This window comes from Planctomonas deserti, from assembly GCF_003067705.1.
In the GTDB taxonomy this organism is placed as follows: domain Bacteria; phylum Actinomycetota; class Actinomycetes; order Actinomycetales; family Microbacteriaceae; genus Planctomonas; species Planctomonas deserti.
In genome coordinates this window covers 308459-329730 of sequence record NZ_QANL01000003.1, presented here as the reverse complement: position 1 = coordinate 329730, position 21272 = coordinate 308459, and the positions used below count along the sequence as shown (strand labels likewise).

Annotated in this window: 18 protein-coding genes and 1 pseudogene; 1 reads left to right on the top strand and 18 read right to left on the bottom strand. The window is 71.7% G+C overall.

What is annotated here, in order from left to right:
• Nucleotides 1-2: 2 nt before the first annotated feature.
• The 10 genes from DAI20_RS12320 to dusB form a co-directional block, all read right to left on the bottom strand.
• Nucleotides 3-1013, bottom strand: coding sequence for a D-isomer specific 2-hydroxyacid dehydrogenase family protein (locus DAI20_RS12320; protein ID WP_108251219.1), 1011 nt, complete (start codon nt 1011-1013; stop codon nt 3-5).
• Entirely contained in the window at nt 1010-1378 is a 369-nt protein-coding gene (locus tag DAI20_RS12315) for a TfoX/Sxy family protein (RefSeq protein ID WP_108251217.1), read from the bottom strand. The genes DAI20_RS12320 and DAI20_RS12315 overlap by 4 nt, the downstream gene beginning before the upstream one ends.
• On the bottom strand, nt 1368-2276 hold the full coding sequence (locus tag DAI20_RS12310) for an ABC transporter ATP-binding protein (RefSeq protein ID WP_108251215.1): 909 nt from the start codon (nt 2274-2276) through the stop codon (nt 1368-1370). Before DAI20_RS12310 ends, DAI20_RS12315 begins: the two co-directional genes overlap by 11 nt.
• A 37-nt stretch (nt 2277-2313) precedes the next feature.
• Nucleotides 2314-4011: a dipeptide ABC transporter ATP-binding protein gene (locus DAI20_RS12305; RefSeq protein ID WP_108251213.1), complete on the bottom strand. Its 1698-nt coding sequence runs from the start codon at nt 4009-4011 to the stop codon at nt 2314-2316.
• Entirely contained in the window at nt 4008-4982 is a 975-nt protein-coding gene (locus DAI20_RS12300; protein ID WP_108251211.1) for an ABC transporter permease, read from the bottom strand. The genes DAI20_RS12305 and DAI20_RS12300 overlap by 4 nt, the downstream gene beginning before the upstream one ends.
• A 2-nt stretch (nt 4983-4984) precedes the next feature.
• Nucleotides 4985-6079 carry an ABC transporter permease gene (locus DAI20_RS12295; protein ID WP_205781433.1) on the bottom strand — a complete coding sequence of 365 codons (1095 nt, stop codon included), beginning with the start codon at nt 6077-6079 and terminating at the stop codon, nt 4985-4987.
• Nucleotides 6080-6182: 103 nt separating this feature from the next.
• The gene (locus tag DAI20_RS12290; RefSeq protein WP_108251209.1) at nt 6183-7841 is read right to left on the bottom strand and encodes an ABC transporter substrate-binding protein; all 1659 of its coding nucleotides are present in this window, start codon (nt 7839-7841) and stop codon (nt 6183-6185) included.
• A 217-nt stretch (nt 7842-8058) separates the two neighbouring features.
• On the bottom strand, nt 8059-10029 hold the full coding sequence (gene dnaG / locus DAI20_RS12285) for a DNA primase (protein ID WP_108251207.1): 1971 nt from the start codon (nt 10027-10029) through the stop codon (nt 8059-8061).
• Between the two features lie 122 nt (nt 10030-10151).
• The gene (locus tag DAI20_RS12280; protein WP_205781451.1) at nt 10152-11441 is read right to left on the bottom strand and encodes a deoxyguanosinetriphosphate triphosphohydrolase; all 1290 of its coding nucleotides are present in this window, start codon (nt 11439-11441) and stop codon (nt 10152-10154) included.
• 49 nt (nt 11442-11490) lie between these two features.
• Nucleotides 11491-12669: a tRNA dihydrouridine synthase DusB gene (dusB, locus tag DAI20_RS12275; RefSeq protein ID WP_108251205.1), complete on the bottom strand. Its 1179-nt coding sequence runs from the start codon at nt 12667-12669 to the stop codon at nt 11491-11493.
• A gap of 57 nt (nt 12670-12726) precedes the next feature.
• On the opposite strand from dusB, the gene DAI20_RS12270 reads away from it, so the two are divergent.
• Nucleotides 12727-13203 (top strand): aminoacyl-tRNA deacylase, encoded by a 477-nt coding sequence (locus tag DAI20_RS12270; protein WP_108251203.1) that lies wholly within the window; start codon nt 12727-12729, stop codon nt 13201-13203.
• Nucleotides 13204-13277: 74 nt separating this feature from the next.
• Here DAI20_RS12270 and DAI20_RS19100 read toward each other — a convergent pair whose 3' ends face one another.
• The 8 genes and pseudogenes from DAI20_RS19100 to alr form a co-directional block, all read right to left on the bottom strand.
• The gene (locus DAI20_RS19100) at nt 13278-13412 is read right to left on the bottom strand and encodes a hypothetical protein (protein ID WP_306766476.1); all 135 of its coding nucleotides are present in this window, start codon (nt 13410-13412) and stop codon (nt 13278-13280) included.
• Nucleotides 13409-14107 (bottom strand): DsbA family oxidoreductase, encoded by a 699-nt coding sequence (locus DAI20_RS12265; RefSeq protein ID WP_108251201.1) that lies wholly within the window; start codon nt 14105-14107, stop codon nt 13409-13411. Before DAI20_RS12265 ends, DAI20_RS19100 begins: the two co-directional genes overlap by 4 nt.
• Nucleotides 14108-14160: 53 nt before the next feature.
• Nucleotides 14161-15270: a right-handed parallel beta-helix repeat-containing protein gene (locus tag DAI20_RS12260; RefSeq protein WP_240606057.1), complete on the bottom strand. Its 1110-nt coding sequence runs from the start codon at nt 15268-15270 to the stop codon at nt 14161-14163.
• Nucleotides 15271-15493: 223 nt separating this feature from the next.
• Entirely contained in the window at nt 15494-16879 is a 1386-nt protein-coding gene (locus DAI20_RS12255) for a glycine--tRNA ligase (RefSeq protein ID WP_108251199.1), read from the bottom strand.
• 293 nt (nt 16880-17172) lie between these two features.
• Nucleotides 17173-17976 carry an isoprenyl transferase gene (locus DAI20_RS12250; RefSeq protein ID WP_108251197.1) on the bottom strand — a complete coding sequence of 268 codons (804 nt, stop codon included), beginning with the start codon at nt 17974-17976 and terminating at the stop codon, nt 17173-17175.
• A 218-nt stretch (nt 17977-18194) separates the two neighbouring features.
• A pseudogene (recO, locus tag DAI20_RS12245) lies at nt 18195-18920 on the bottom strand (DNA repair protein RecO); the annotation flags it as partial.
• A 7-nt stretch (nt 18921-18927) separates the two neighbouring features.
• On the bottom strand, nt 18928-19998 hold the full coding sequence (locus tag DAI20_RS12240) for a D-alanine--D-alanine ligase family protein (RefSeq protein WP_108251193.1): 1071 nt from the start codon (nt 19996-19998) through the stop codon (nt 18928-18930).
• Nucleotides 19995-21197, bottom strand: coding sequence for an alanine racemase (gene alr, locus DAI20_RS12235; RefSeq protein WP_108251191.1), 1203 nt, complete (start codon nt 21195-21197; stop codon nt 19995-19997). Before alr ends, DAI20_RS12240 begins: the two co-directional genes overlap by 4 nt.
• Nucleotides 21198-21272 lie beyond the last annotated feature (75 nt).

Genomic DNA, 21272 nt, shown 5'->3' with positions numbered 1-21272 from the left:
CCCTAGTACCCGGCCGACGGATCGACGATGCCGACGAACCGGCCGGTCCCGAGGAAGGCCTCGACATTGAGCCGGATGCGCTCGGCGAGCAGGGGCGTCGTCATCTCGGGCGTGTCCGCGGTGTGCGGCGTGATGAGGCAGTTGTCCAGCGACCAGAGCGGATGCCCGTCGGGCAGCGGCTCGGGGTCCGTCACGTCGAGCGCGGCGCCCGCGATCGTGCCGTCGGAGAGCGCAGCGACGAGCGCCTCCGTGTCGATGAGCGGACCGCGAGCGATGTTCACGATCACCGACGAGGGCTTCATCGCCGCGAGTCGCTCGGCGCCGAGGAGGTGTCGGGTGCCGTCCGTGCTCGCGGCGGCGAGCACGACGACGTCGGCGTCCGGGAGTACCTCGTCCAGGCGGTCCGACGTGACCGTGCGGTCGGCTCCCGGCAGCTCTCCGGGGCTCTTGCGGACCACCGTCACCGTGACGCGGAAGGGCTTGAGGAGGCGCAGCAGCTCGACCGCGATGCCACCGGCGCCGACGACGACCACGTTCATGCCGTACAGGGACTGCCCGTCCGACGACCCCCAGCTCGTGGCCCTGGCCCGGACGACGAGCATCCGCAGGGCCGCGAGGGCCAGCGTGAGCGCATGCTCGGCCACCGGCTCGGCGTACGCCCCCTTGGCACTCGTCCAGACCAGGTCGTCGCGGTCGTAGTCGCGCAGCGACTCCGAGAACGCGTCGACGCCGGCGAAGGGCAGCTGCACCCACTGCACCTGCGGGTTGGCGGAGAGGGCGTCCGTGAGCTCCCTCGCTCGCGAGACGGAGGTCCAGATGATGCCACGCGTGTCCTCGCCGAGCTCGGTCACCTCGCCCCCGGCCGACCGCACCGCGTCGACGAACTCGTCGAGGGGCTCCGGCAGGATCGTGATGGGTCCGGGCGTCGGCCGCCGGTCCTCGGGCAGCGCCGGGTCGGGCGCGCCCTGCACCGCCTGATGCTGACGGGTGGCGGGCCGGCGTGTGTCGGTCATGTGGCGGGTCTCCTGGGATGCGGCAGTCGGTCGGGGGCGGGGGGCCGCGGCTTCTTGGGCGGGGGCACCGGGAGCGCATCCGCCGTCGCCTGCACGGCCTCGTGCAGCCACTCGCGGTCCTCGAGGAGGTCTCCGGGCACGCGGTGGTAGTCCTTGGCGCCAGGATACGGGGGCGCAAGCTCCGTGGCGCGGAACAGCTCGGGGTCGGCTGCCGAGGGCTTGAGGTAGAAGTCGTCGTCGCAGATGAGGCCCACGACCTTGTTGTCGACGTAGACGGCGTACTCGCCGAACATCTTGCCGGTCCGGACGTCGAGCCCGGCCAGCTGGTCCTCGAGGAAGTCAGCCGTCTCCGGGCTACTCGACACGCGGCGCCTCGGGCCCGTTCCGCCGGGCAGGAGGCTCCCCGCCCGGGATGGTCTCGATCTCGCCCGTCAGGAAGCGCGAGGCGGCGAGCCCGCTCACGAACGGATGGGTCGGATTGCTGAGGACCTGCTCGACCGGGCCGAGGCCCACGAGCATGCCGCGGTGCATCACGGCGATGCGCTGCGTGATCCGCGCCGCGACGGCGAGGTCGTGCGTCACCATGAGGGCGGCGAACCCGCCGCGCCGCTGCAGGTCGCCGAGCAGGTCGAGGATGGCGCCGCGGCCGAACACGTCGACGCCGGACGTCGGCTCGTCCGCGACGAGCAGCCGGGGACCGAGCACCAGCGCCCGTGCGATGGCCACGCGCTGCCGCTGGCCGCTGCTCAGCTCGTGCGGGAACTTCTCGATCACCGTCGTGGGCAGGGCGACCGCGTCGATGAGCGTGTACACCCGCTTGCCCGCGACGTTCTGATCGAAGCGCCGGTCACGGGAGAAGATCGGCTCGGCCACGTTCTCTCCCGCCGTCAGCTGCGGGTTGAGCGTCTGCCCCGCGTCCTGCGGCAGGTAGCCGATCGAGTAGGTGAGCCGCGTGCGCTGCCTGCGGCTGATGCGCCGCAGCTGCTGCCCGAGCACCGTCGCGTCGCCCCCGGTGACGAGCGGCGATCCCGGACTCCCGTCCCCGGCGAAGCCGGCGATGGTGCGCAGCAGTGCCGACTTGCCCGAGCCGGTCTCCCCCACCAGCCCGACGATCTCGTCCGGGCCCACGTCGAAGGTCACGCCCCGGACGGCGGCGAAGGTGTCTCTCGCCGTGCGCCCCGGATACGTGATGCTGATGTCGCTGAGCGACACCGCGGGCGCCGTCGCATCGGCGCTCGCCCGGTCGGGAAATGCGGAAACCACGCTGTTCTCCGTCTCTGTTCGCGGCGGCCTGGAACGCCTACTCGGCGGCGCGCAGGCTCCGCAGCTCTTCCCTGCGGCGCTCCTGCTCGACAGGGTCCGGCACGGGCAGCGACGCGAGGAGGCGCTTCGTGTAGGGATGCTGGGGGCTGCCGAGCACGGCGCTCCCCGATCCCTCCTCGACCAGCTTGCCCTGGTACAGCACCGCGATGCGGTCCGCGAGCAGGTCGACGACGGCCAGGTCGTGGCTGATGAACAGGGCAGCGAAGCCGAACTCGCGCTGCAGCTCCGCGAAGAGCTCGAGCACGCGGGCCTGCACCGAGACGTCGAGGGCCGACGTGGGCTCGTCGGCGATCAGCAGCCGGGGCTCGAGCGCGAGGGACCGCGCGAGGCTGGCGCGCTGGCGCTGGCCACCGCTCAGCTCGTGCGGGAAGCGCTCACCGAAGGTGCGCGGCAGCTGCACCGCCTCGAGCAGCTCGTGCACGCGCGGCTTCGCGGCCGCGGCGTCGCGGGCCCGGCCGTGCACGATGAGCGGTTCGGCCACGCACTCGGCGATGGTCATGCGGGGGTTGAAGCTCGTCGCCGGGTCCTGGAACACAAAGCCGATCTCGGATCGGGCGCCGCGGAAGTCCCGCTGGCGGATGCCGAGCATCTCCCGGCCCAGCACCGTGAGCGATCCGCCGGTCACCGGCGTGAGCCCGGCGATGGCGCGGCCGATCGTGGTCTTTCCCGACCCGGACTCGCCCACGAGGCCGAGCACCTCGCCCTGGTGGATGCGCAGGTTCACGCCCTGAACGGCGTTGAAGGCGGGGCTGCCGAGGCGTCCCGGGTAGATGATGCGCAGGTCGCGCGCCTCGACCACCGGGGTCGGGTCCGCGTGGTCGGGCTGCCGGTCGCGCATCCGGTCGGACACCACCGGTGCCGCGGCCTTGCCCGCCCCGAGCTTCGGCACGGAGGCGAGCAGGTTGCGGGTGTACTCCTCGCGCGGAGCGGTGAAGAGGGTGCGCACGTCCGCCTGCTCGACGAGCCTGCTCTGGTACATCACCGCGACGCGGTCCGCCAGGTCGGCGACGACGCCCATGTTGTGGGTGATGAGCACGATCGCGGTGCCGAACTCGTCGCGGCAGCGGCGCAACAGGTCGAGGATCTCGGCCTGCACGGTGACGTCGAGGGCCGTGGTCGGCTCGTCGGCCACGATGAGGCCGGGGTCGAGCACCAGTGCCATGGCGATGACGACGCGCTGCTTCTGCCCGCCCGAGAACTGGTGCGGGTAGTAGTCGACGCGCTTCTCCGGCTCAGGGATGCCGACCCGGCGCAGGATGTCGACCGCCCGGGCCTTCGCCGCCCGCTTGCTGATCTTCTCGTGGGCGCGGATGCCCTCCGCGATCTGCCAGCCCACGGTGTACACGGGGTTCAGCGCGGTGGACGGCTCCTGGAAGACCATCGCGACGTCGCGGCCGCGCACCTCGCGCAGGCGGTCGCCGGTGAGCTGCACGACGTCGTGCGCCCCCGCGCCGTGGCGGTCGCTCAGCAGCACGGCGCCCGAGGTCATCGCCGTGTCCGGGAGCAGCCCGAGGATGGTCTTCGCCGTGACGGACTTGCCCGAGCCGCTCTCACCGACGATGGCGAGGATCTCGCCGGGCGAGACCGTGAGGCTCACGTCGTTGACGGCGGTGACGTTGCCCGCGTCCGTCGCGAAGGTCACGTCGAGATTGCGGATGTCCACGACGGTGCTCACGCGGGCACTCCCTTCGTCGGGCGCTTGCGCGTTCGCAGGCGCGGGTCGGCGATGTCGTTGATGCTCTCGCCCACCAGAGTGAGCCCGAGCCCGAGCAGCACGATGGAGATGCCCGGGAACACGCCGGTCCACCAGATGCCGCTCGCCGTGTCGGACAGGGCGCGGTTCAGGTCGTAGCCCCACTCCGCCGCGGCCGTGGGCTGGATGCCGAAGCCGAGGAAGCCGAGGCCGGCGAGGGTGAGGATGGCCTCCGACGCGTTGAGCGTGACGATGAGCGGCAGGGTCCGGGTCGAATTGCGCAGAACGTGCAGGAACATGATGCGCGCCGTGCTCGAGCCGATCACCTGCGCGGACTCGACGAACGCCTCCGCCTTCAGCCGCACGACCTCCGAGCGGATCACCCGGAAGTACTGCGGGATGAACACCACCGTGACCGCGACCGCCGCCGCGAGCACGCCGCCCCAGAGGCTGGACTCGCCGCCGGTCAGCACGATCGACACGACGATGGCGATGAGCAGCGTCGGGAACGGGTAGATGGCGTCCGCGATGACGACGAGGATGCGGTCGAGCCAGCCGCCGAGGTAGCCGGACACGAGCCCGAGCACGACGCCGGCGAAGATCGAGAGCAGCACCGAGATGATCACGACGAGGAGCGCCGTCTGGGCGCCCCAGATGACGCGCGAGAACACGTCGTAGCCGCCGACGGTCGTGCCCCAGATGTGCTCCGCCGACGGCGGCTGCTGGCGCCCGAACTGCACGCCGTCGACGCGCGACTCCGCGAAGCCGTAGGGCGCGATAACCGGCGCGAGGATCGCGGCGAACACGATGACGGCGGTGATGACCATGCCGACGACGAGCATGCCGCGCTGCAGGCCGATGCTCTGCCGCAGGTGCGAGACGAGCGGGAGCCGCTGCCAGAGCGTCGGCTTGATGGTGGGGCGGGCACTCACGGGGGTTGCCGTTCCGGCCATGATCAGTACCTCACCCTCGGGTCGATGAGCGCGGCTATGACGTCCACGACGAAGTTCGTCACCGCGACGATGACGGCGAGCAGGGCGACGATGCCCTGCACGGCCACGAAGTCGCGTGCGTTCAGGTACTGCGTCAACTGGAAGCCGAGGCCGCGCCACTCGAAGGTGGTCTCGGTGAGCACGGCGCCACCCAGCATGAGCGCGATCTGCAGGCCGATCACGGTGATGATCGGGATCAGCGCGGGCTTGTAGGCGTGCTTCGTGACGAGCCGGAACTCGCTCACGCCGCGGGAGCGGGCCGCGGTCACGTAGTCGTTGGAGAGCGTGCTGATGACGTTCGTGCGCACGAGCCGCAGGAAGACGCCGGCGGTGAGCAGGCCGAGGGCGAGCGCGGGCAGCACGGCGTGCGCGAGCACGTCGCCGATCGCGGTGGGGCTGCCGAGCCGGATTGCGTCGATCAGGTAGATGCCGGTGGGATCGTCCATCCGACCGAGCGCGAGCGCGACGCGCGTGTCCGCGCGGCCGGACAGGGGAAGCACGCCGAGCCAGACGCCGAAGACGAGCTTGAGCAACAGGCCGGCGAAGAAGACGGGCGTCGCGTAGGCGAGGATCGCGAGCACGCGCAGGATGGCGTCCGGCGTGCGGTCCTTCCGGTACGCGGCCACGAGGCCGAGCGGGATGCCGATGAGGAACGCGACGATCAGCGCGTAGATCACGAGCTCGAGGGTGGCGCTGCCGTACTGCAGCAGCACCTCGGTGATCGGCCGGTTGTCGGTGAGGGTGCGGCCGAAGTTCCCGGTGAAGATCTGGCCGATGTACTCGAAGTACTGCACGAGGATCGGGCGGTTGAAGCCCGCGGCCGTGAGCCGCTCCTCGAGCTGGGCCGGCGTGAGGCGGTCGCCGACCGACGCGGAGATGGGATCGCCCACGACGCGCATGAGGAAGAACACGAGCGTGACCAGGATGAGCACGGTGGGGAGGATCAGGACCGCGCGGATGGCGATGTACCGGCCGAGGCCGATGCCCTGCTTCGACTTCTTGGCGGAGCCGGCCGGTGGCGGGGTGATGGGGGCTTCGGCCGCGGGGAGGAGTGTCACGTCGGGTGAGACCTTTCGGGGAACAGAACGGGTGGGATGCGCCGCTCGGGCGAGCGACGCATCCCACCGGGGAGGGCCGCCGGCGAACCGGCGGCCCTCGGTGCTACTTCGTGAGCGGTGCGTAACGGAACTTGAACGACGCGTCGAGCGTTACGCCGTCGACGTCCGTGCCGGAGACCGCGACCTGGGCGCCCTGGAGCAGCGGCACGGTCGACAGGTCGGCGGCCACCTTGTCCTGGATCTCGCCGATCAGCTCCGCGCGCGCATCCTCGTCCGTCTCGGACAGCTGAGCCGTGATGAGCTCGTTGACCTCGGGGTTCGAGTAGTGGTTCAGCAGGAAGCCGCCGTCGAGGAAGAACGGAGTCAGGTAGTTGTCCGCGTCCGAGTAGTCCGGGAACCAGCCGAGCTGGTACGCCGGGTAGGCGTCGTCGACGCGCTCCGCACGGTACACGTCCCACAGCGTGGACTGCAGGTTGACGGTGAACAGGCCGGACTCCTCCAGCTGCTCCTTGACCAGCGCGTACTCGTCGCCGGAGGAGTTGCCGTAGTGGTCCGGGCTGAACTGCAGGTCGAGCGTGACCGGCGTCGTGACGCCCGCCGCGCTCAGCCGCTCGGCCGCCTTGTCGGCATCCGGGCCGCCGTCGCCGTCGCCGTAGATTCCCTCGAGGGCCGTGTTCGCGCCCGTCAGACCGTCCGGCACGTAGGAGTAGAGCGGGGTGAACGTGCCGTTGTACACCTCTTCGGACAGCGCGTCGCGGTCGACGAGGTCGGCCACGGCCTGGCGCACCGCGAGGGCCTTCGCCGGGTCGGCGTCGGGCTGCGTCGCGCCGTACGGCTGCGTGTTGAAGTTGAACACGATGTAGCGGATCTCGCCGCCGGGCCCGTCGTGCACGACGACGTTGTCGTCCTGCTTCAGGTCGGCGATGTCGGTCGGGCTGAGGCTGCGGGTGGCGACGTCGATTTCGCCCTCCTGCACGGCGAGCTTCATGCTCGTCTCGTCGGCGAAGTACTGGGCCGTGACCTCGTCGTTCTCGGCCTCGGGGAGCAGGCCCGCGTACTCGGGGTTCTTCTCGTAGCGGATGATCTCGTTCGCGGTGTAGTCCGTGATGACGTACTGACCGGCGAACGGCTTGCCCTCCACGATGTCGGCGGGGTCGGCCAGCGCGTCGGCCGGGAAGACCTCCTCGTCGACGATCGGGCCGGCGGGGCTGGAGAGCACCTGCTCGAAGGTCTGGTCGTTCTCGGTCTTCAGCGTGAAGACGACGGTCGTGTCGTCGGGCGCCTCGACGGTGTCGAGGTTGGCGAGCAGCGAGCTCGGGCCGTTGCCCTGGTCCGCGCCGTTCTCGGCGATCGTGCGCACGCGGTCGAACGTGAACTTCACGTCGCTCGCGGTCAGCTCGTTGCCGTTCGCGAAGGTCAGGCCCTCCTTGAGGGTGACGGTGAACTCGGTCGGCGAGGTGAACTCGCCGGACTCGGCGATGTCCGGCTCGACGTCGGGCGAGCCGTAGGGGCTGTTGTAGAGGAACGGGAAGACCTGGTTCTGCACGGCGAAGGAGCCGTTGTCGTACGAACCGGCCGGGTCGAGCGACGTGATCGTGTCCGTGGTGCCGACGATGATGCTGCTGCCGTTGTCGGCGAGCGGGTCGCCTCCACCATCGCCGTCACCGCCGCCGCCGGAGCACCCGGCGAGGGCGAGGGCGGAAGCCGTGAAGCCGGCTCCGGCCATGAGAACACGCCGACGGCGTGAGTGTGCGGATGTCATCCGTCTACCTCATTTCTTGGGGGCAAAGGGGTGCGCAGCGTCGATCGCACGCACGCGGGATTGCTGTGGGTTATTACTAACACACGCTCAGCCCGGCGCCGGTGCGCCGGGCGCGGCCGTAACCCCCCGGTTACATAGCCGGGGCAGGGATGAGGTGCCCGGGACACTCGGCCGGGCGTCGTCACTGCGCTCGGCCTCACCTGCGTCGAGCAGCGATCTACTCGGCCCGCAGCTCCCGGCGCTGGCGCTCGACGTCGAGCAGCTCGCGCTGGATCTCCCGGTAGCGCTCCGGCTCGGCCGCGGCATCGGTGCGCTGGAGCCGCCCGAGCAGCTCGGACTTGCGGGCGAGCAGGTCCCGGTCGATGAGGGAGGACGTGATGCCGAGCACGTAGGCGCGGAGCTTCTCCTCGGCGCCCCGGTTGGGGATGGGTGCGACGCCGAGCTGCTTCACGAGCCCGGCGAAGGGCTCGGGCACCTCGAGGGCCACGCGGGACAGCCACTCCGGCCCGCTGGCCGCGTCGATGCTGCCGACGATGCCGTCGCGCACGACCGCGAGCGAGGGGTTCGAGAAGCGCACCTGCGCGGCCCGCGCCAGCAGGTCCTTGCCGATCAGGTCGGGGTGCTGCAGCATCGCCTGCAGCGCGTCCCGCTCGAGCCGGGTGGCGATGTCCGTCGGCAGCTGCATGAGCGAGCGGTCCGGCTGCGGACCGTCGTCGAAGGAGTCGTCGCCGCCCCCGTGGTCGCCGTACCGGGGGTCTCCGCCGCCGCGGCTGTCCCCCCGGGAGTCGCCGCCCCGGTGCTCCGTCCTGTCTCCGCCGCGGCCGTCCGCGCGCCTGCCGTCGGAGCGGGAGTCCGAGTGGCGGCCCGCAGTGCGCTGGCCCGCCGCGGCGACCGCGCGACCCACCTCGGAGAGCTCCATGCCCAGCCAGCCGGCGAGCTCGCGGGAGTACCCGGGCCGGAGCGCAGGGTCGCGGATCTCTGCCACGACGGGAGCCGCGGCCCGCAGCGCCGCGACCCGGCCCTCGACCGTGTCGAGGTTGTGCGCGGCGAGGATCTGACGCAGGACGAACTCGAACATGGGCTTCTTCGTCGTGAGCAGCCGGCGCACGGCGTCGTCGCCGCGGTTGAGCCGGAGGTCGCAGGGATCGAGCCCCTCGGGCGCGACGGCGACGTAGGTCTGAGCGGCGAACCGCTGCTCCTCCGAGAAGGCGCGCATCGCGGCCTTCTGGCCCGCGGCGTCCGGGTCGAACGTGAAGACGACCTCGCCGAGCCCGCTGTCGTCGCCGAGCACGCGTCGAAGGACCTTGATGTGGTCGACGCCGAAGGACGTGCCGCAGGTCGCGACCGCGGTGGTCACCCCCGCGAGGTGGCATGCCATGACGTCGGTGTAGCCCTCGACGACCACGACCTGCCGGCTGCGGCTGACGTCGCGCTTGGCGAGGTCGAGGCCGTAGAGCACCTGCGACTTGTGGTAGATCGCGGTCTCGGGGGTGTTCAGGTACTTCGGGCCCTTGTCGTCCTCGAGCAGGCGCCGGGCGCCGAAGCCGACGGTCGATCCGGTGAGGTCGCGGATGGGCCAGACGAGGCGGCCGCGGAAGCGGTCGTAGACGCCGCGGTCGCCGGAGCTCACGAGGCCGGATGCGATGAGCTCCGCCTCGGTGAAGCCCTTGGCGCGCAGGTGCTTCGTGAGCGTGTCCCAGCTCTTCGGGGCGAAGCCGACGCCGAAGCGGGCGGCGGCGGCCTGGTCGAAGCCGCGCTCGCCCAGGAACGCGCGGCCGGGCTCGGCCTCGCTCGAGCCGAGCTGCTCGACGAAGAACTCCGCGGCGGCGGCATTGGCGCCGAGCAGGCGCACCCGGTTGCCCTGGTCCGCGGCCTCCTGGCCGCCCTCGTAGTGCAGCTGGTAGCCGACGCGGCCGGCCATGCGCTCGACGGCCTCGGCGAACGTGACGTGGTCCATCTTCTGCAGGAAGGTGTAGACGTCGCCGCCCTCACCGCAGCCGAAGCAGTGGTAGAACCCGACCTGCGGCCGCACGTGGAAGCTGGGGCTGCGCTCGTCGTGGAAGGGGCAGAGGCCCTTCAGCGAGCCGACGCCGGCACTCTTCAGCGTGACGTACTCCCCCACGACGTCCGCCAGGTTCACCCGGGAGCGCACCTCGTCGATGTCGCTCTTGCGGATGAGTCCTGCCATGGCTCGATTCTAGTTTCGGCCGGCGACAGCTCCGGACGTGTTCGCCCTCGGCACCTCGCCGCCACCGCGCTGAGGGGTGGGAGGGATGGGAGCGAGCGGACGCCGGGGTGCGCGGGCCAGGATCAGAGGGGCGTGCCGGGCACCAGGCGCTCGTACCAGGCGAGCGCCGACTGGTCGGTGAGGCTCGCCACCTGGTCCACGACGACGCGCTTGCGGGCCGTGTCGTCCTCGGCGATGTGCCAGTCCGCCGCGAAGCCGGGGTCCATCTCGCTCGGGCCCAGGTAGAAGAGCATGCCGGCCAGCGCGGTGAGGACCTCGCGCTGCTGCAGGTAGATGGGCTGACGCGTGGTGCGCGACATGACGAACGCCGCCGTGATGCCCTTGAGCACCGCGATCTCGGCCTGGACCTCGCGCGGCACGACCACGTCCGCGCCGAACCGGGTGATGCTGGTCAGCGGGTACGCGCGCCGGGTCGCGACCGTCGCGGCCCGGGCGAACCGGCCGATCAGCTCGCTGGTCAGGTTCTTCAGCCGGCCCTGCGCGGCGCGGCTGCCGTCCCAGTCGGTCAGCCAGTTCTCGAGCGACTCCAGCCGGTCGAACGCGGCGAGCAGCTCGTCGCGGCTGACCTCGCCGCCGACCCACGAGTGCATGGACTCGACGAGGGACGCGTGATCCACCCGGGCCGTCAGCGCGCGCACGTCGACGTAGCCGCCGAAGATCGCGTCCTCGAAGTCGTGCACCGAATAGGCGATGTCGTCGGAGAGGTCCATGACCTGCGCCTCGATGCAGCGGCGGCGGTCGGGCGCGCCCGCCCGCATCCACTCGAAGGCCTCGAGGTCGTCGTCGTAGAAGCCGAACTTCTGCCGGCCGCTCGGGTCGGGCACCGCCTGCTGCGACGGCCAGGGGTACTTGCAGCTCGCGTCGAGGCTGGCGCGGGTGAGGTTGAGGCCGTAGGTGCGCCCGTCCGGGCCGAACACCTTGGGCTCCAGGCGGGTGAGGATGCGGAGGGTCTGCGCGTTGCCCTCGAAGCCGCCCACGTCGGCCGCCCACTCGTTCAGGGCGCGCTCGCCGTTGTGGCCGAACGGCGGGTGGCCGAGGTCGTGCGCCAGGCACGCCGTGTCCACGACGTCGGGGGCAAGGTGCAGGCTCGTCGCGAGCTCGCGACCCACCTGCGCGACCTCGAGCGAGTGGGTGAGGCGGTTCCGGGCGAAGTCGAGCCCCGCCGTCGGGCTCAGCACCTGCGTCTTCGCCGCCAGCCGCCGCAGCGCGCTGGAGTGCAGCAGGCGGCCGCGGTCGCGCGCGAAGTCGGTGCGGCGCGAGCTGTGCTGCTCGGGCAGCCAGCGCTCCTCGTCGGCCGGGGTGTAGCCGACCTGGCGGCCGGGATCGAACGGACCGGCTCCGACGGAGTCCACCTCGAGCGCTCCCGTTCCGATCGGATCGAGGTCGGGCGACGCGACGCGGCTATCCGCCACTGGTGCTCAGCTCCGCCTCGGCGAGCTCGCCGCGATGCGTGGCGCCGAGGTCGCGGGACTCGAGCCAGCGGTCGGGAAGGGCGGGTCGCTTGGGCGATCCCGCCCTGCCGCGGGCGCCCTCGGCGGCCTCGCCCGGGTAGGGCTGGTCGACGTCGAGGGTGGCGAGCAGGTCGTCGAGCTGCTGCAGGCTGCCGACGGTCGCGAGCGCGGCTCGGAGGTCGCCGCCCACCGGGTAGCCCTTGAAGTACCAGGCGACGTGCTTGCGGATGTCGCGGCAGCCGCGGTCCTCGTCGTCGAAGAACTCGACGAGCAGCTCCGCGTGCCTGCGGAACGCCTGCGCGACCATGCCGAGAGACGGGCGGTGCAGCGCGGAGTCGTCGAGGGTCTCGCCGTTCTCCCGGGCGCGGAACGCCGCGGCCAGGTCGCCGAACAGCCACGGCCGGCCGAGGCAGCCGCGGCCGACCACGACGCCGTCGCATCCGGTCTCGTCGACCATGCGGAGCGCGTCCTGGGCGGACCAGATGTCGCCGTTGCCGAGCACGGGGACGGTCGTGACGGTCTGCTTGAGGGTGGCGATGGCCGACCAGTCCGCGGAGCCCGAGTAGAACTCGGCGGCGGTGCGGGCGTGCAACGCCATGGAGGCGACGCCCGCGCCCTCCGCGGCCTTGCCCGCCTCGAGGTAGGTCAGGTGGTCGGAGTCGATGCCCTTGCGCATCTTCACCGTGAGCGGGATCGGCCCGGCGGCGGCCACGGCGCGCTCGACGATCTCGCGGAACAGGCCGAGCTTCCAGGGCAGCGCCGCTCCCCCGCCCTTGCGGGTGACCTTGGGCACCGGGCAGCCGAAGTTCAGGTCGATGTGGTCCGCCCGGTCCTCGGCGACGAGCATCGTCACGGCCTCGGACACCGTCTTCGGGTCCACGCCGTAGAGCTGGATGGACCGGGGCGTCTCTGACTCGTGGTGCGTGATCAGCCGGAGCGACTCCGGGGTGCGCTCGACCAGGGCCCGGCTGGTGATCATCTCGCTCACGTAGAGGCCCGCGCCGAACTCGCGGCAGAGCCGGCGGAACGCCGTGTTCGTGATGCCGGCCATGGGCGCGAGCACGACGGGCACGTCGAGCGCGATGGGGCCGATCGATAGGCTGGGCGCGGCGGGAGCGAGGGTTGTCACCCCTCGATTGTCCCAGATGAGGCTGAGCCGGACGGGCACGCCTCCCCAGGAGGTGGAATGTCGTCGGTCGTAGGGCGTGAACGGGTCGTGGTGGATGCCGCGGCACGGGGTCTCGACATCGAGCTCCGCAGGCGCCCGGAGGCGGACGACCTGCCGCACGCGGCGCGGCTGCTCGGCGTCGAGCCCCGCGAGCTGGTGAAGTCGCTCGTCGTGCGACGTCACGACGGCGAGTACCTCTTCGCCCTCGTGCCCGGCGACCGGCGCATCAGCTGGCCGAAGCTCCGGGCCGTTGTGGGCGTGAACAAGCTGCGTCTGCCCGAGCCGCACCTGGCGCTCGAGGCGACGGGGTACGAGCGAGGCACCATCACCCCGCTCGGCAGCACGACGGCCTGGCCGGTGTACGCGGACGCCGGCATCGTCGGCCGCCGGATCGCGATGGGCGCGGGCGAGCACGGCTACAGCCTCTTCGTGGACGCCGACGCGCTCCTCGAGTCGCTCGGCGCCACGGTCGCGGAGATCACCGACCCGCTCTAGGCGCTTGGGGACGTGCTTCCAGGGACGCCCTACACGGTCCCTGAGCCTGTCGAAGGGACGGGAGGGGTTCGCAACTAATCGCGGCTGTCGTCCCCGGCGTTCGAGGGCACGGGGATGATGCACGCGTCGTCCACGCACACGGGCACGAACGCGTCCCCGAGCATCCGCAGTGGCGACGCGGCGACCGCGACGACCTCCGGGTCGCTCACGCGCCCGCTCCCGAGGGGACCGACGCGCCGTCGGCGCGCTCGGCCGCGACCTGATCGAGCGCCTGGGCGAACACGGCCGGGTCCTGGGCGCCCGAGATGCCGTAGCGCCCGTCGATGACGTAGAACGGCACTCCGTTGATGCCGTACGCGGCCGCCTGCGCGACGTCGGCCTTCACGGCGGCGAGGTGCTCGCCGGACTCGAGCGCCCTCACGGCGTCCTCGCGGTCGAGCCCGATCTCCGCGGCGAGGTCCGCGAGGTCCGCCACCCGCCCGACGTGCGCGCCCTCCACGAAGTAGGCGCGGAGCAGCCGCTCCTTCATCTCGGCCTGCAGCCCCTTGGACTTCGCGTGGTGCAGGAGCTGGTGAGCGAGCACCGTGTTGGTCTGGTGCACGGCGTCGAAGTCGTAGTCGAGCCCGACGCTCGCCGCGATGCCGGTCACGTGCTCGAGCATCCGGTCGACGTCCGCCGCCGGCAGCCCCTTACGCGCGCTCAGGTAGTCGCGGGTACTGCCCTCGTAGTCCACCGGGGTGTCCGGCGCGAGCTCGAAGGAGTGGTACTCGACGTCCACCGCGCCGCCGAAGCGCTCGACGCCGGCCTCGAACTTCCGCTTGCCGATGTAGCACCAGGGACACTGCACGTCGGACCAGATGTCGACCTTGATGGGCGGGTTGGCGGGGAGGGAATCGGTGCTCACGAAGGGGGCAACCGCTCTGGCCTCGACCGGTATTCCCGGCGAGGGAAAACGGGCTACGCGCGGACGCACTCCACGTTGGCCAGGCCCTCGTCGCCGCCGGTGGCCCGGTTGCTGCACTCGACGACGTTGTCGAGCACCGGGGTGAGCGCGTAGCCGAAGCCCGGTCCGTTCACGGTCGCGGTGTTGTCGCGGAAGACGTTGTCGGTGCCCCAGCCGTCCAGGATCTCGTGGGTCTGGAAGCCGTCACCCGGCGAGTTCGTGCCGGTGTTGCCCTCGATCAGCCAGCCGTTGCCCTTCACGTCGACCCAGGAGTCGGCGGCTGAGATGTCCGAGCCGTCGAACGTGTTGCCGCGGATGATGCCGCCGGTCGTGCCCTCCTTGACGTCGACGCTCTCCGCCGTGGTTCCGGAGATGCGGTTGTCCTCGACGATGTTGCGGTCGCTCAGGTCGGGGTCGCAGTCGGTGATGTCGCACCAGTTGCTCTCGGCGGAGCCGATGTAGATGCCCTCGCCCGACTTCTTCTTGCTCCGACCGGTGTCCGAGACCGTGTTGCCGCGGACGACGTTGTCCGTGCTGAAGTTGCGGAGGTGGATCGCCTCGTCGCCGATGGCGAAGACCGTGAGCCCGCGGATCACGGACCCGACGGTTCCGTCCGCCATGACGCCCTTCTGCCCGTTCGTCACGGAGAAGCCGTCGAGCACCCAGTACTGCGCGTGGTCGAGGTGGAAGACGTAGCCGTCGCCATCGTCGTCGCCGTCGAGGACCGCGTCCGCGGTGCCGCAGAGATGGATGGGCTGCTCCGGCGTGCCGGAGGCACGGGCCACGAAGTTGCCGACGTACTCCCCGGGCCGGATGCCGATGACGTCGCCCGGGCGCGCCGCCGTCAGCGCATCCTCGAGCTCGTCGGCCGTTCCCACCTCGACGGTGGGATCGGGGCACTCCTCGCCCGCGTTCGCGGGCGGGGCCGGGGAGCTCGACGCATCCGGCGAAGCCGTGCTTCCGCCCGGGGACTCCGACGGACCGGCCTCGGCCGGGCCGGGATCCGCTCCCCGGACGCGATCGACGGTCGCGACGGCAACCCAGGCGACCGTGACGACGAGCGCCCCGGCCAGGAAGGCGAGCACGACGGCGAGCCAGGGGCGGGCCTGAATTGCGTGCTTCACGTCGTCGATCCCGATTCTCCGGTGCGCCGGTTGTCGGGGAGGTCGAGGGCGGAGCGGGGCCGCCGCCCGCCCGTCGACTCCTCCGGGTTCGATTCACCTTCGCCGACGGAGGCGGGCAGCGCAAGATGCGGCCCACCTCTTCGGGCGAGCGCGCCCGGTGTGGCGGCGATCAGCGCGCGTGCACGCGCGCTGATCCGCCGCCCGGATCCGCCGTCGCCCTGTGTCAGGCGCCGAGCAGCTGCTCCGCCAGGTAGCCCTTCAGCCGGTCGAGCGAGATGCGCTCCTGGCCCATGGTGTCGCGCTCGCGCACGGTGACGGCGCGGTCGTCGAGCGAGTCGAAGTCGACCGTGACGCAGAACGGGGTGCCGATCTCGTCCTGCCGGCGGTAGCGGCGGCCGATGGCGCCCGCGTCGTCGAACTCGATGTTCCAGTGCTTGCGCAGGTCGGCGGCGACCTCCCGGGCCAGCGGGGAGAGCCGCTCGTTGCGGGACAGCGGCAGCACGGCGACCTTGACCGGGGAGAGCCTGCGGTCGAGTCGCAGCACCGTGCGCTTGTCGACGCCGCCCTTCGCGTTCGGCGCCTCGTCCTCGGAGTACGCGTCGACCAGGAACGCCATGAGCGAGCGGGTGAGGCCGGCCGCGGGCTCGATCACGTAGGGGATCCAACGCTCGTTCTTGTTCTGGTCGAAGTAGGACAGCTCAGTGCCGGAGGCGGCGCCGTGCGTGCGGAGGTCGTAGTCCGTGCGGTTCGCGATGCCCTCGAGCTCGCCCCACTCGCTGCCCTGGAAGCCGAAGCGGTACTCGATGTCCACCGTGCGCGTCGAGTAGTGCGACAGCTTCTCCGCCGGGTGCTCGAACAGGCGCAGGTTCTCGGGATCGATGCCGAGGTCGGTGTACCAGGCGAAGCGCTGGTCGATCCAGTACTGGTGCCACTCGGCGTCCGTGCCCGGCTCGACGAAGTACTCCATCTCCATCTGCTCGAACTCGCGCGTGCGGAAGATGAAGTTGCCGGGCGTGATCTCGTTGCGGAAGCTCTTGCCGATCTGGCCGATGCCGAAGGGGGGCTTCATGCGCGCCGCGCCGAGCACGTTGGCGAAGTTCACGAAGATGCCCTGCGCCGTCTCGGGGCGGAGGTAGTGCATGCCCTGCTCGTTGTCGACGGGCCCGAGGAAGGTCTTCAGAAGGCCGGAGAAGTTCTGGGGCTCGGTCCAGGCGCCCGGCTGACCCGTCTCGGGGTCGCGGATGTCGGCGAGGCCGTTGGCCGGCGGGTGGCCGTGCTTCTCCTCGTAGGCCTCGAGCAGGTGGTCGGCGCGGTAGCGCTTGTGGGTGTGCAGCGACTCGACCAGCGGGTCGGTGAAGACGTCGACGTGGCCGGACGCCTCCCAGACCTGGCGGGGCAGGATCACCGAGGAGTCGAGGCCGACGACGTCGTCGCGGCCCTGCACCATGCTCTGCCACCACTGGCGCTTGATGTTGTCCTTCAGCGCGACGCCGTGCGGCCCGTAGTCCCAGGCGGAACGCGAGCCGCCGTAGATCTCACCCGCCTGGAAGACGAATCCGCGCCGCTTGGCGAGGTTGATGACGGGATCGAGACGCGATGCGTTGGCCACGTGTGTTGCACTCCAGTTGTTTCCGCCGAGCTGGATGCCCGGCCCGAGAAAAAGTCTCGCCAAGTCTATGGGGGCGGCGTCGGCCGCCCCGACCGGGCGGACTTCCCCGCCAGCCTCCGGACCCCAGCCGCCCGCCCCCGGCCCCGTCCCCTCCCCTGCCCGTCCCCGTCCCCGTCCCGTCCCGTTCCGGATTCAGGCTGTCCTGCGACACGCCGCGTATGAAGGCCCTCAGATGCGGCGTGTCGCAATGGAACCTGAATTCGGAACGTGCTCGCGGGGCCCTGCGTCCTCGGTCAGGCCTTCGGGGCGTCGACGGCGCCGCCGAAACGGCGGGAACGCGACGCGTACAGCTGGATGGCGTCCCACAGCTGCTGGCGCGTGAAGTCCGGCCACAGGGTGTCGAGGAACACCATCTCGGCGTAGGCGCTCTGCCAGAGCAGAAAGTTGCTCGTACGCTGCTCCCCCGAGCTGCGCACGAAGAGGTCGACGTCGGGAAGCTCAGCCGTGTACAGGCGGCTCTGGATGGTCTTCTCCGTCACCCCGGACGGCTTCAGCCTGCCCGCGGCCACGTCCTCCGCGATGCCGCGCACCGCATCCGCAATCTCGGTGCGGCCGCCGTAGTTCACGCACATCGTGAGCGTCAGGGTGTCGTTGTGCTCCGTGAGGCGCTCCGCGAACTGTAGCTCCTTGATCACCGAGGACCACAGGCGCGGCGACCGCCCGGCCCAGCGCACGCGCACTCCCCACTCGTTGAGCTGGTCACGCCTGCGGTGCAGCACGTCGCGGTTGAAGCCCATAAGGAAGCGCACCTCGTCGGGCGACCGCTTCCAGTTCTCGGTCGAGAACGCGTACACGCTGAGGTGCTTCACCCCGATCTGGATGGCGCCCGCGACGACGTCGAGCAGCGACGCCTCCCCCGCGCGGTGGCCCTCGATGCGGGTGAGGCCGCGTCCGTTCGCCCACCGGCCGTTGCCGTCCATGACGATGGCCACATGCTCGGGCACCGCGCCCGCGGGCAGCTCGGGCGGGTAGATGCCGGTCCAGTCGAGCGGGCGGAAGTCGACGGCGTCGCGGTGGGTCTTGCGCACCGGGCTCACGCGGAAGCTCCCGGCGCCGGCGCCACGGGCGTCACCCCGGGGGGCTTGCTGGCACCGCCCGAGATGGGTGTCGTTGCCGAAACCCGGTTCGGAGCGGCGACCGGGAGCGCCTCCGGCACCACGACGACGGGCCCGATCACGACCGTGGGCGGCGTGGCGGCGGCGGCGGTGGCGGCGGCGGCGGAAGCAGGCGCGGCAGCGGCCGGAAGGGCGGGCCGGGCGGAGCGGTCGACATGCCCGAGCGACCGCAGGCCGCGCTCGAGGTGCCACTGCGTGTAGGCGGCGACGAGCCCGCTGGCCTTCGACCGGGTCTGCTCCCCCGCTGCGTCGACGACGGCCCAGTCGCCCGTAAGCAGTGCGGCGAGCAGCCCGATGGTCGCGGCGTCGGGCCGCGGTGATCCGGTGGGCGCGCAGGCGTTGCACACCACGCCGCCGAGCTGAACCACGATGGCGTCGTGCGGACCCGGCGCGCCGCAGCGGGCGCAGTCCGAGAAGCTGGGTGCCCAGCCCGCGAGCGACAGCGCCCGCAGGAGGTAGGAGTCGAGCGTCGCGGCCGAGCTGTGGTCGCCGCGGGCCAGGGAGCGCAGCGCGCCGACGAGCAGCAGGTACTGCTGCAGCGACCCCTCGTCCTCGGTCACGCGGTCGGCGGTCTCGACCATTGCGCTCGCGGCGGTGTAGCTGCCGTAGTCACGCGTGATCTCCGCGCCGTAGGAGCCGATCGTCTCGGCCTGCGTCACGATGTCGAGGGTGCGGCCCTCGTAGAACTGGGCGTCCGCGACCATGAACGGCTCGAGCCGGGCGCCGAACTTCGACGCGGTTCGGCGCACGCCCTTGGCGACCGCGCGGATCTTGCCGTGCTGCCGACTGAGCATCGTGACGATGCGGTCCGCCTCACCCAGCTTGTGGGTGCGCAGCACGACGACTTCATCACGATAGAGCGGCACCCCTCGATTATCCCCGGCCCACCCGGGCGTCGCGGTCAGGTGCGGCCGTTCCGACCGGCGCGGCGATTCCGCGCGCGGCGAACGCCCGGTTCAGGAGCGCGGTCAGCAGGTCGGGATAGCCCATCCCGGCGGCGGCCCACATCCGCGGGAACTGGCTGCGGCTCGTCAGGCCCGGCATGGTGTTCACCTCGTTAAGCAGCACCCGGCCGTCGGTGGTCACGAAGAAATCGATGCGCGCGAGCCCCTCGCAGCCGAGGGCCTCGAAGGCGAGCAGGGCGAGCGCGCACACCCGGTCCGCGACCGTGGTCGGCACCCGCGCCGGGATCTCGAACTCGACGGACCCCGGGCTGTACTTGCTCGCGTAGTCGAAGTACGACGCGTCCGTGCTCAGCCGCACGCGCAGCGGGGGTGCGACCGCGAGGGACCCATCTGGCCGTTGCAGCACGGCGACGTCGACCTCGTCCCCGGCCTGGAACGGCTGCAGCAGCGCCGCGTCGTCGTGGGCCAGGGCTGCGTCGACGGCGGCCGACAGGTCGGCCGGGTCCTCGACCCGGGTCGCGCCGACGCTCGAGCCGGATCGGTTCGGCTTCACGAACAGCGGGTAGCCCAGGACCGCCGCCCGGTCCACCAGCCTCTGCGCGTGCGCCCGGTTCGCGCGATCGATCACGACGGTGGGCACCGTCGGGATGCCGCTGCCGCCGAGCACCTGCTGGCACCGGAACTTGTCCATCGCGATGGCGCCGGCGAGCACGCCGTTACCCACATACGGGGTGCCGGAGAGCTCGAGCAGCCCCTGCAGAGTCCCGTCCTCGCCGAAGCGGCCGTGCAGCACGGGCAGGACCATGTCGACGCCGGCGAGGTCCGGGAGCCGTCGCCCCTCGACGGGGTTCACGGCTGCGAGGTCGCGGACGCGATCGACGCGGTGCCACCCGCCGTGCCGGTCTGCCCCGAGGAAGACGGGGTCAAAGCGACCGCGGTCGAGGTGCTCCTCGACGCTGCGCGCGGACGAGCAGGACACCTCGTGCTCCGAGTTGGCCCCGCCGAACAGCACGGCCACCGTGGGCCGGGCCGCGCTCACGCGGGCACCCCCACATGTCGGCGCACGACGCGCCGGCCGAGGCCGGTGAGGATCTCGTGCGGCAGCTCGTCGGCCAGCGCAGCCCACTCGCCGACGCCGGGCTCGCCGGCCGCCGGGTCACCGAGCAGTACGGCCTCGTCCCCGAGCTGGACAGGCGCATCGCCCACGTCCACGACGAGCTGATCCATCGACACGGCGCCGACGACCGGCCGGCGGGTGCCGCCCAGCGTCACCGTGCCCCCGGCGGACAGCGCCCGGGGCACGCCGTCCGCGTATCCGGCCGGCAGGAGCGCGAGGGTCGTCGCGCGGGGGGTCACGTAGGCGTGGTCGTAGGAGACGCCGACGCCGGCGCCCACCCGGCGCAGTTGCGTCACGCGGGTCGTCAGCCGGAGCGCGGGCCGCAGCCCGTGCGGCCGACCGGTGACCGTGTCGATGCCGTAGACGCCCGCCCCGCAGCGGGCGAGGTCGAACGCCGCCTGCGGATGCGCGAGGGTGGCGGCGGTGTTGGCGAGGTGCAGCACGGACGGCGCGAGTCCCTCGCCGCGGGCGAGCTCGACAGCCGCGACGAACGCGCGGTGCGGGCGGGCGACGGCACGCCAGCCGGGGGTGCTCGCGGAGCCGAGGTGCGACCACACCCCGGTCACCGTCACCGGGCCGAGGTACTGCACCTGGGCGGCACGCCGGCAGAGCTCCGGCCAGTCCTCCCGCGCACATCCGCCTCGAGCCATGCCCGTGTCCACCTCGAGGTGCACCTCGGCGGGCGTGCCCGTCCTGCGGACTGCGGCGAGCACGGACTCCAGCGTCGGCACGTTCGGGCAGGAAAGCGTGACGCGCGCGGCGACCGCGGCGTCGAGATCCACCCACGGGTCGACGAGCCAGGCCAGGATCGGCGCGGTGATGCCGCCGCGGCGCAGATCCAGCGCCTCGTCGACGGTCGCGACCCCGAGCCACTCGGCGCCCGCCGCCAGCGCGGTCCGCGCCACCGCGATCGCTCCGTGCCCGAAGCCGTCCGCCTTGACGACGGCGAGGAGCGGGGTGCGCGCGTGCCGCCGCAGCACGCGCAGGTTGTGCGTGATGGCCGCGTGGTCGATGCGGGCGACGATGGACGCGTCGGGCTGCACCAGGCGCAGCGGCCCCGGTACGCGTGCGGGACCGGTGTCGGCCGGGCCCGTCCGGCCGAGGAGATCGGGTCGATTCATGCTGCCGACGCTACGGCCGGCGGGGCCCCAGAATCGTCGGCCGCGGGTCGCTGCCGCCTCGTCCTCGCGATGTAT

Bases quoted from the DNA above. Each gene is read 5' to 3' on its own strand.
- dnaG (WP_108251207.1), bottom strand. From the start codon at position 10,029: ATGGCAGGACTCATCCGCAAGAGCGACATCGACGAGGTGCGCTCCCGG.
- DAI20_RS12320 (WP_108251219.1), bottom strand. From the start codon at position 1,013: ATGACCGACACACGCCGGCCCGCCACCCGTCAGCATCAGGCGGTGCAG.
- alr (WP_108251191.1), bottom strand. From the start codon at position 21,197: ATGAATCGACCCGATCTCCTCGGCCGGACGGGCCCGGCCGACACCGGT.
- DAI20_RS12270 (WP_108251203.1), top strand. From the start codon at position 12,727: ATGTCGTCGGTCGTAGGGCGTGAACGGGTCGTGGTGGATGCCGCGGCA.
- DAI20_RS12300 (WP_108251211.1), bottom strand. From the start codon at position 4,982: ATGGCCGGAACGGCAACCCCCGTGAGTGCCCGCCCCACCATCAAGCCG.
- DAI20_RS12290 (WP_108251209.1), bottom strand. From the start codon at position 7,841: ATGACATCCGCACACTCACGCCGTCGGCGTGTTCTCATGGCCGGAGCC.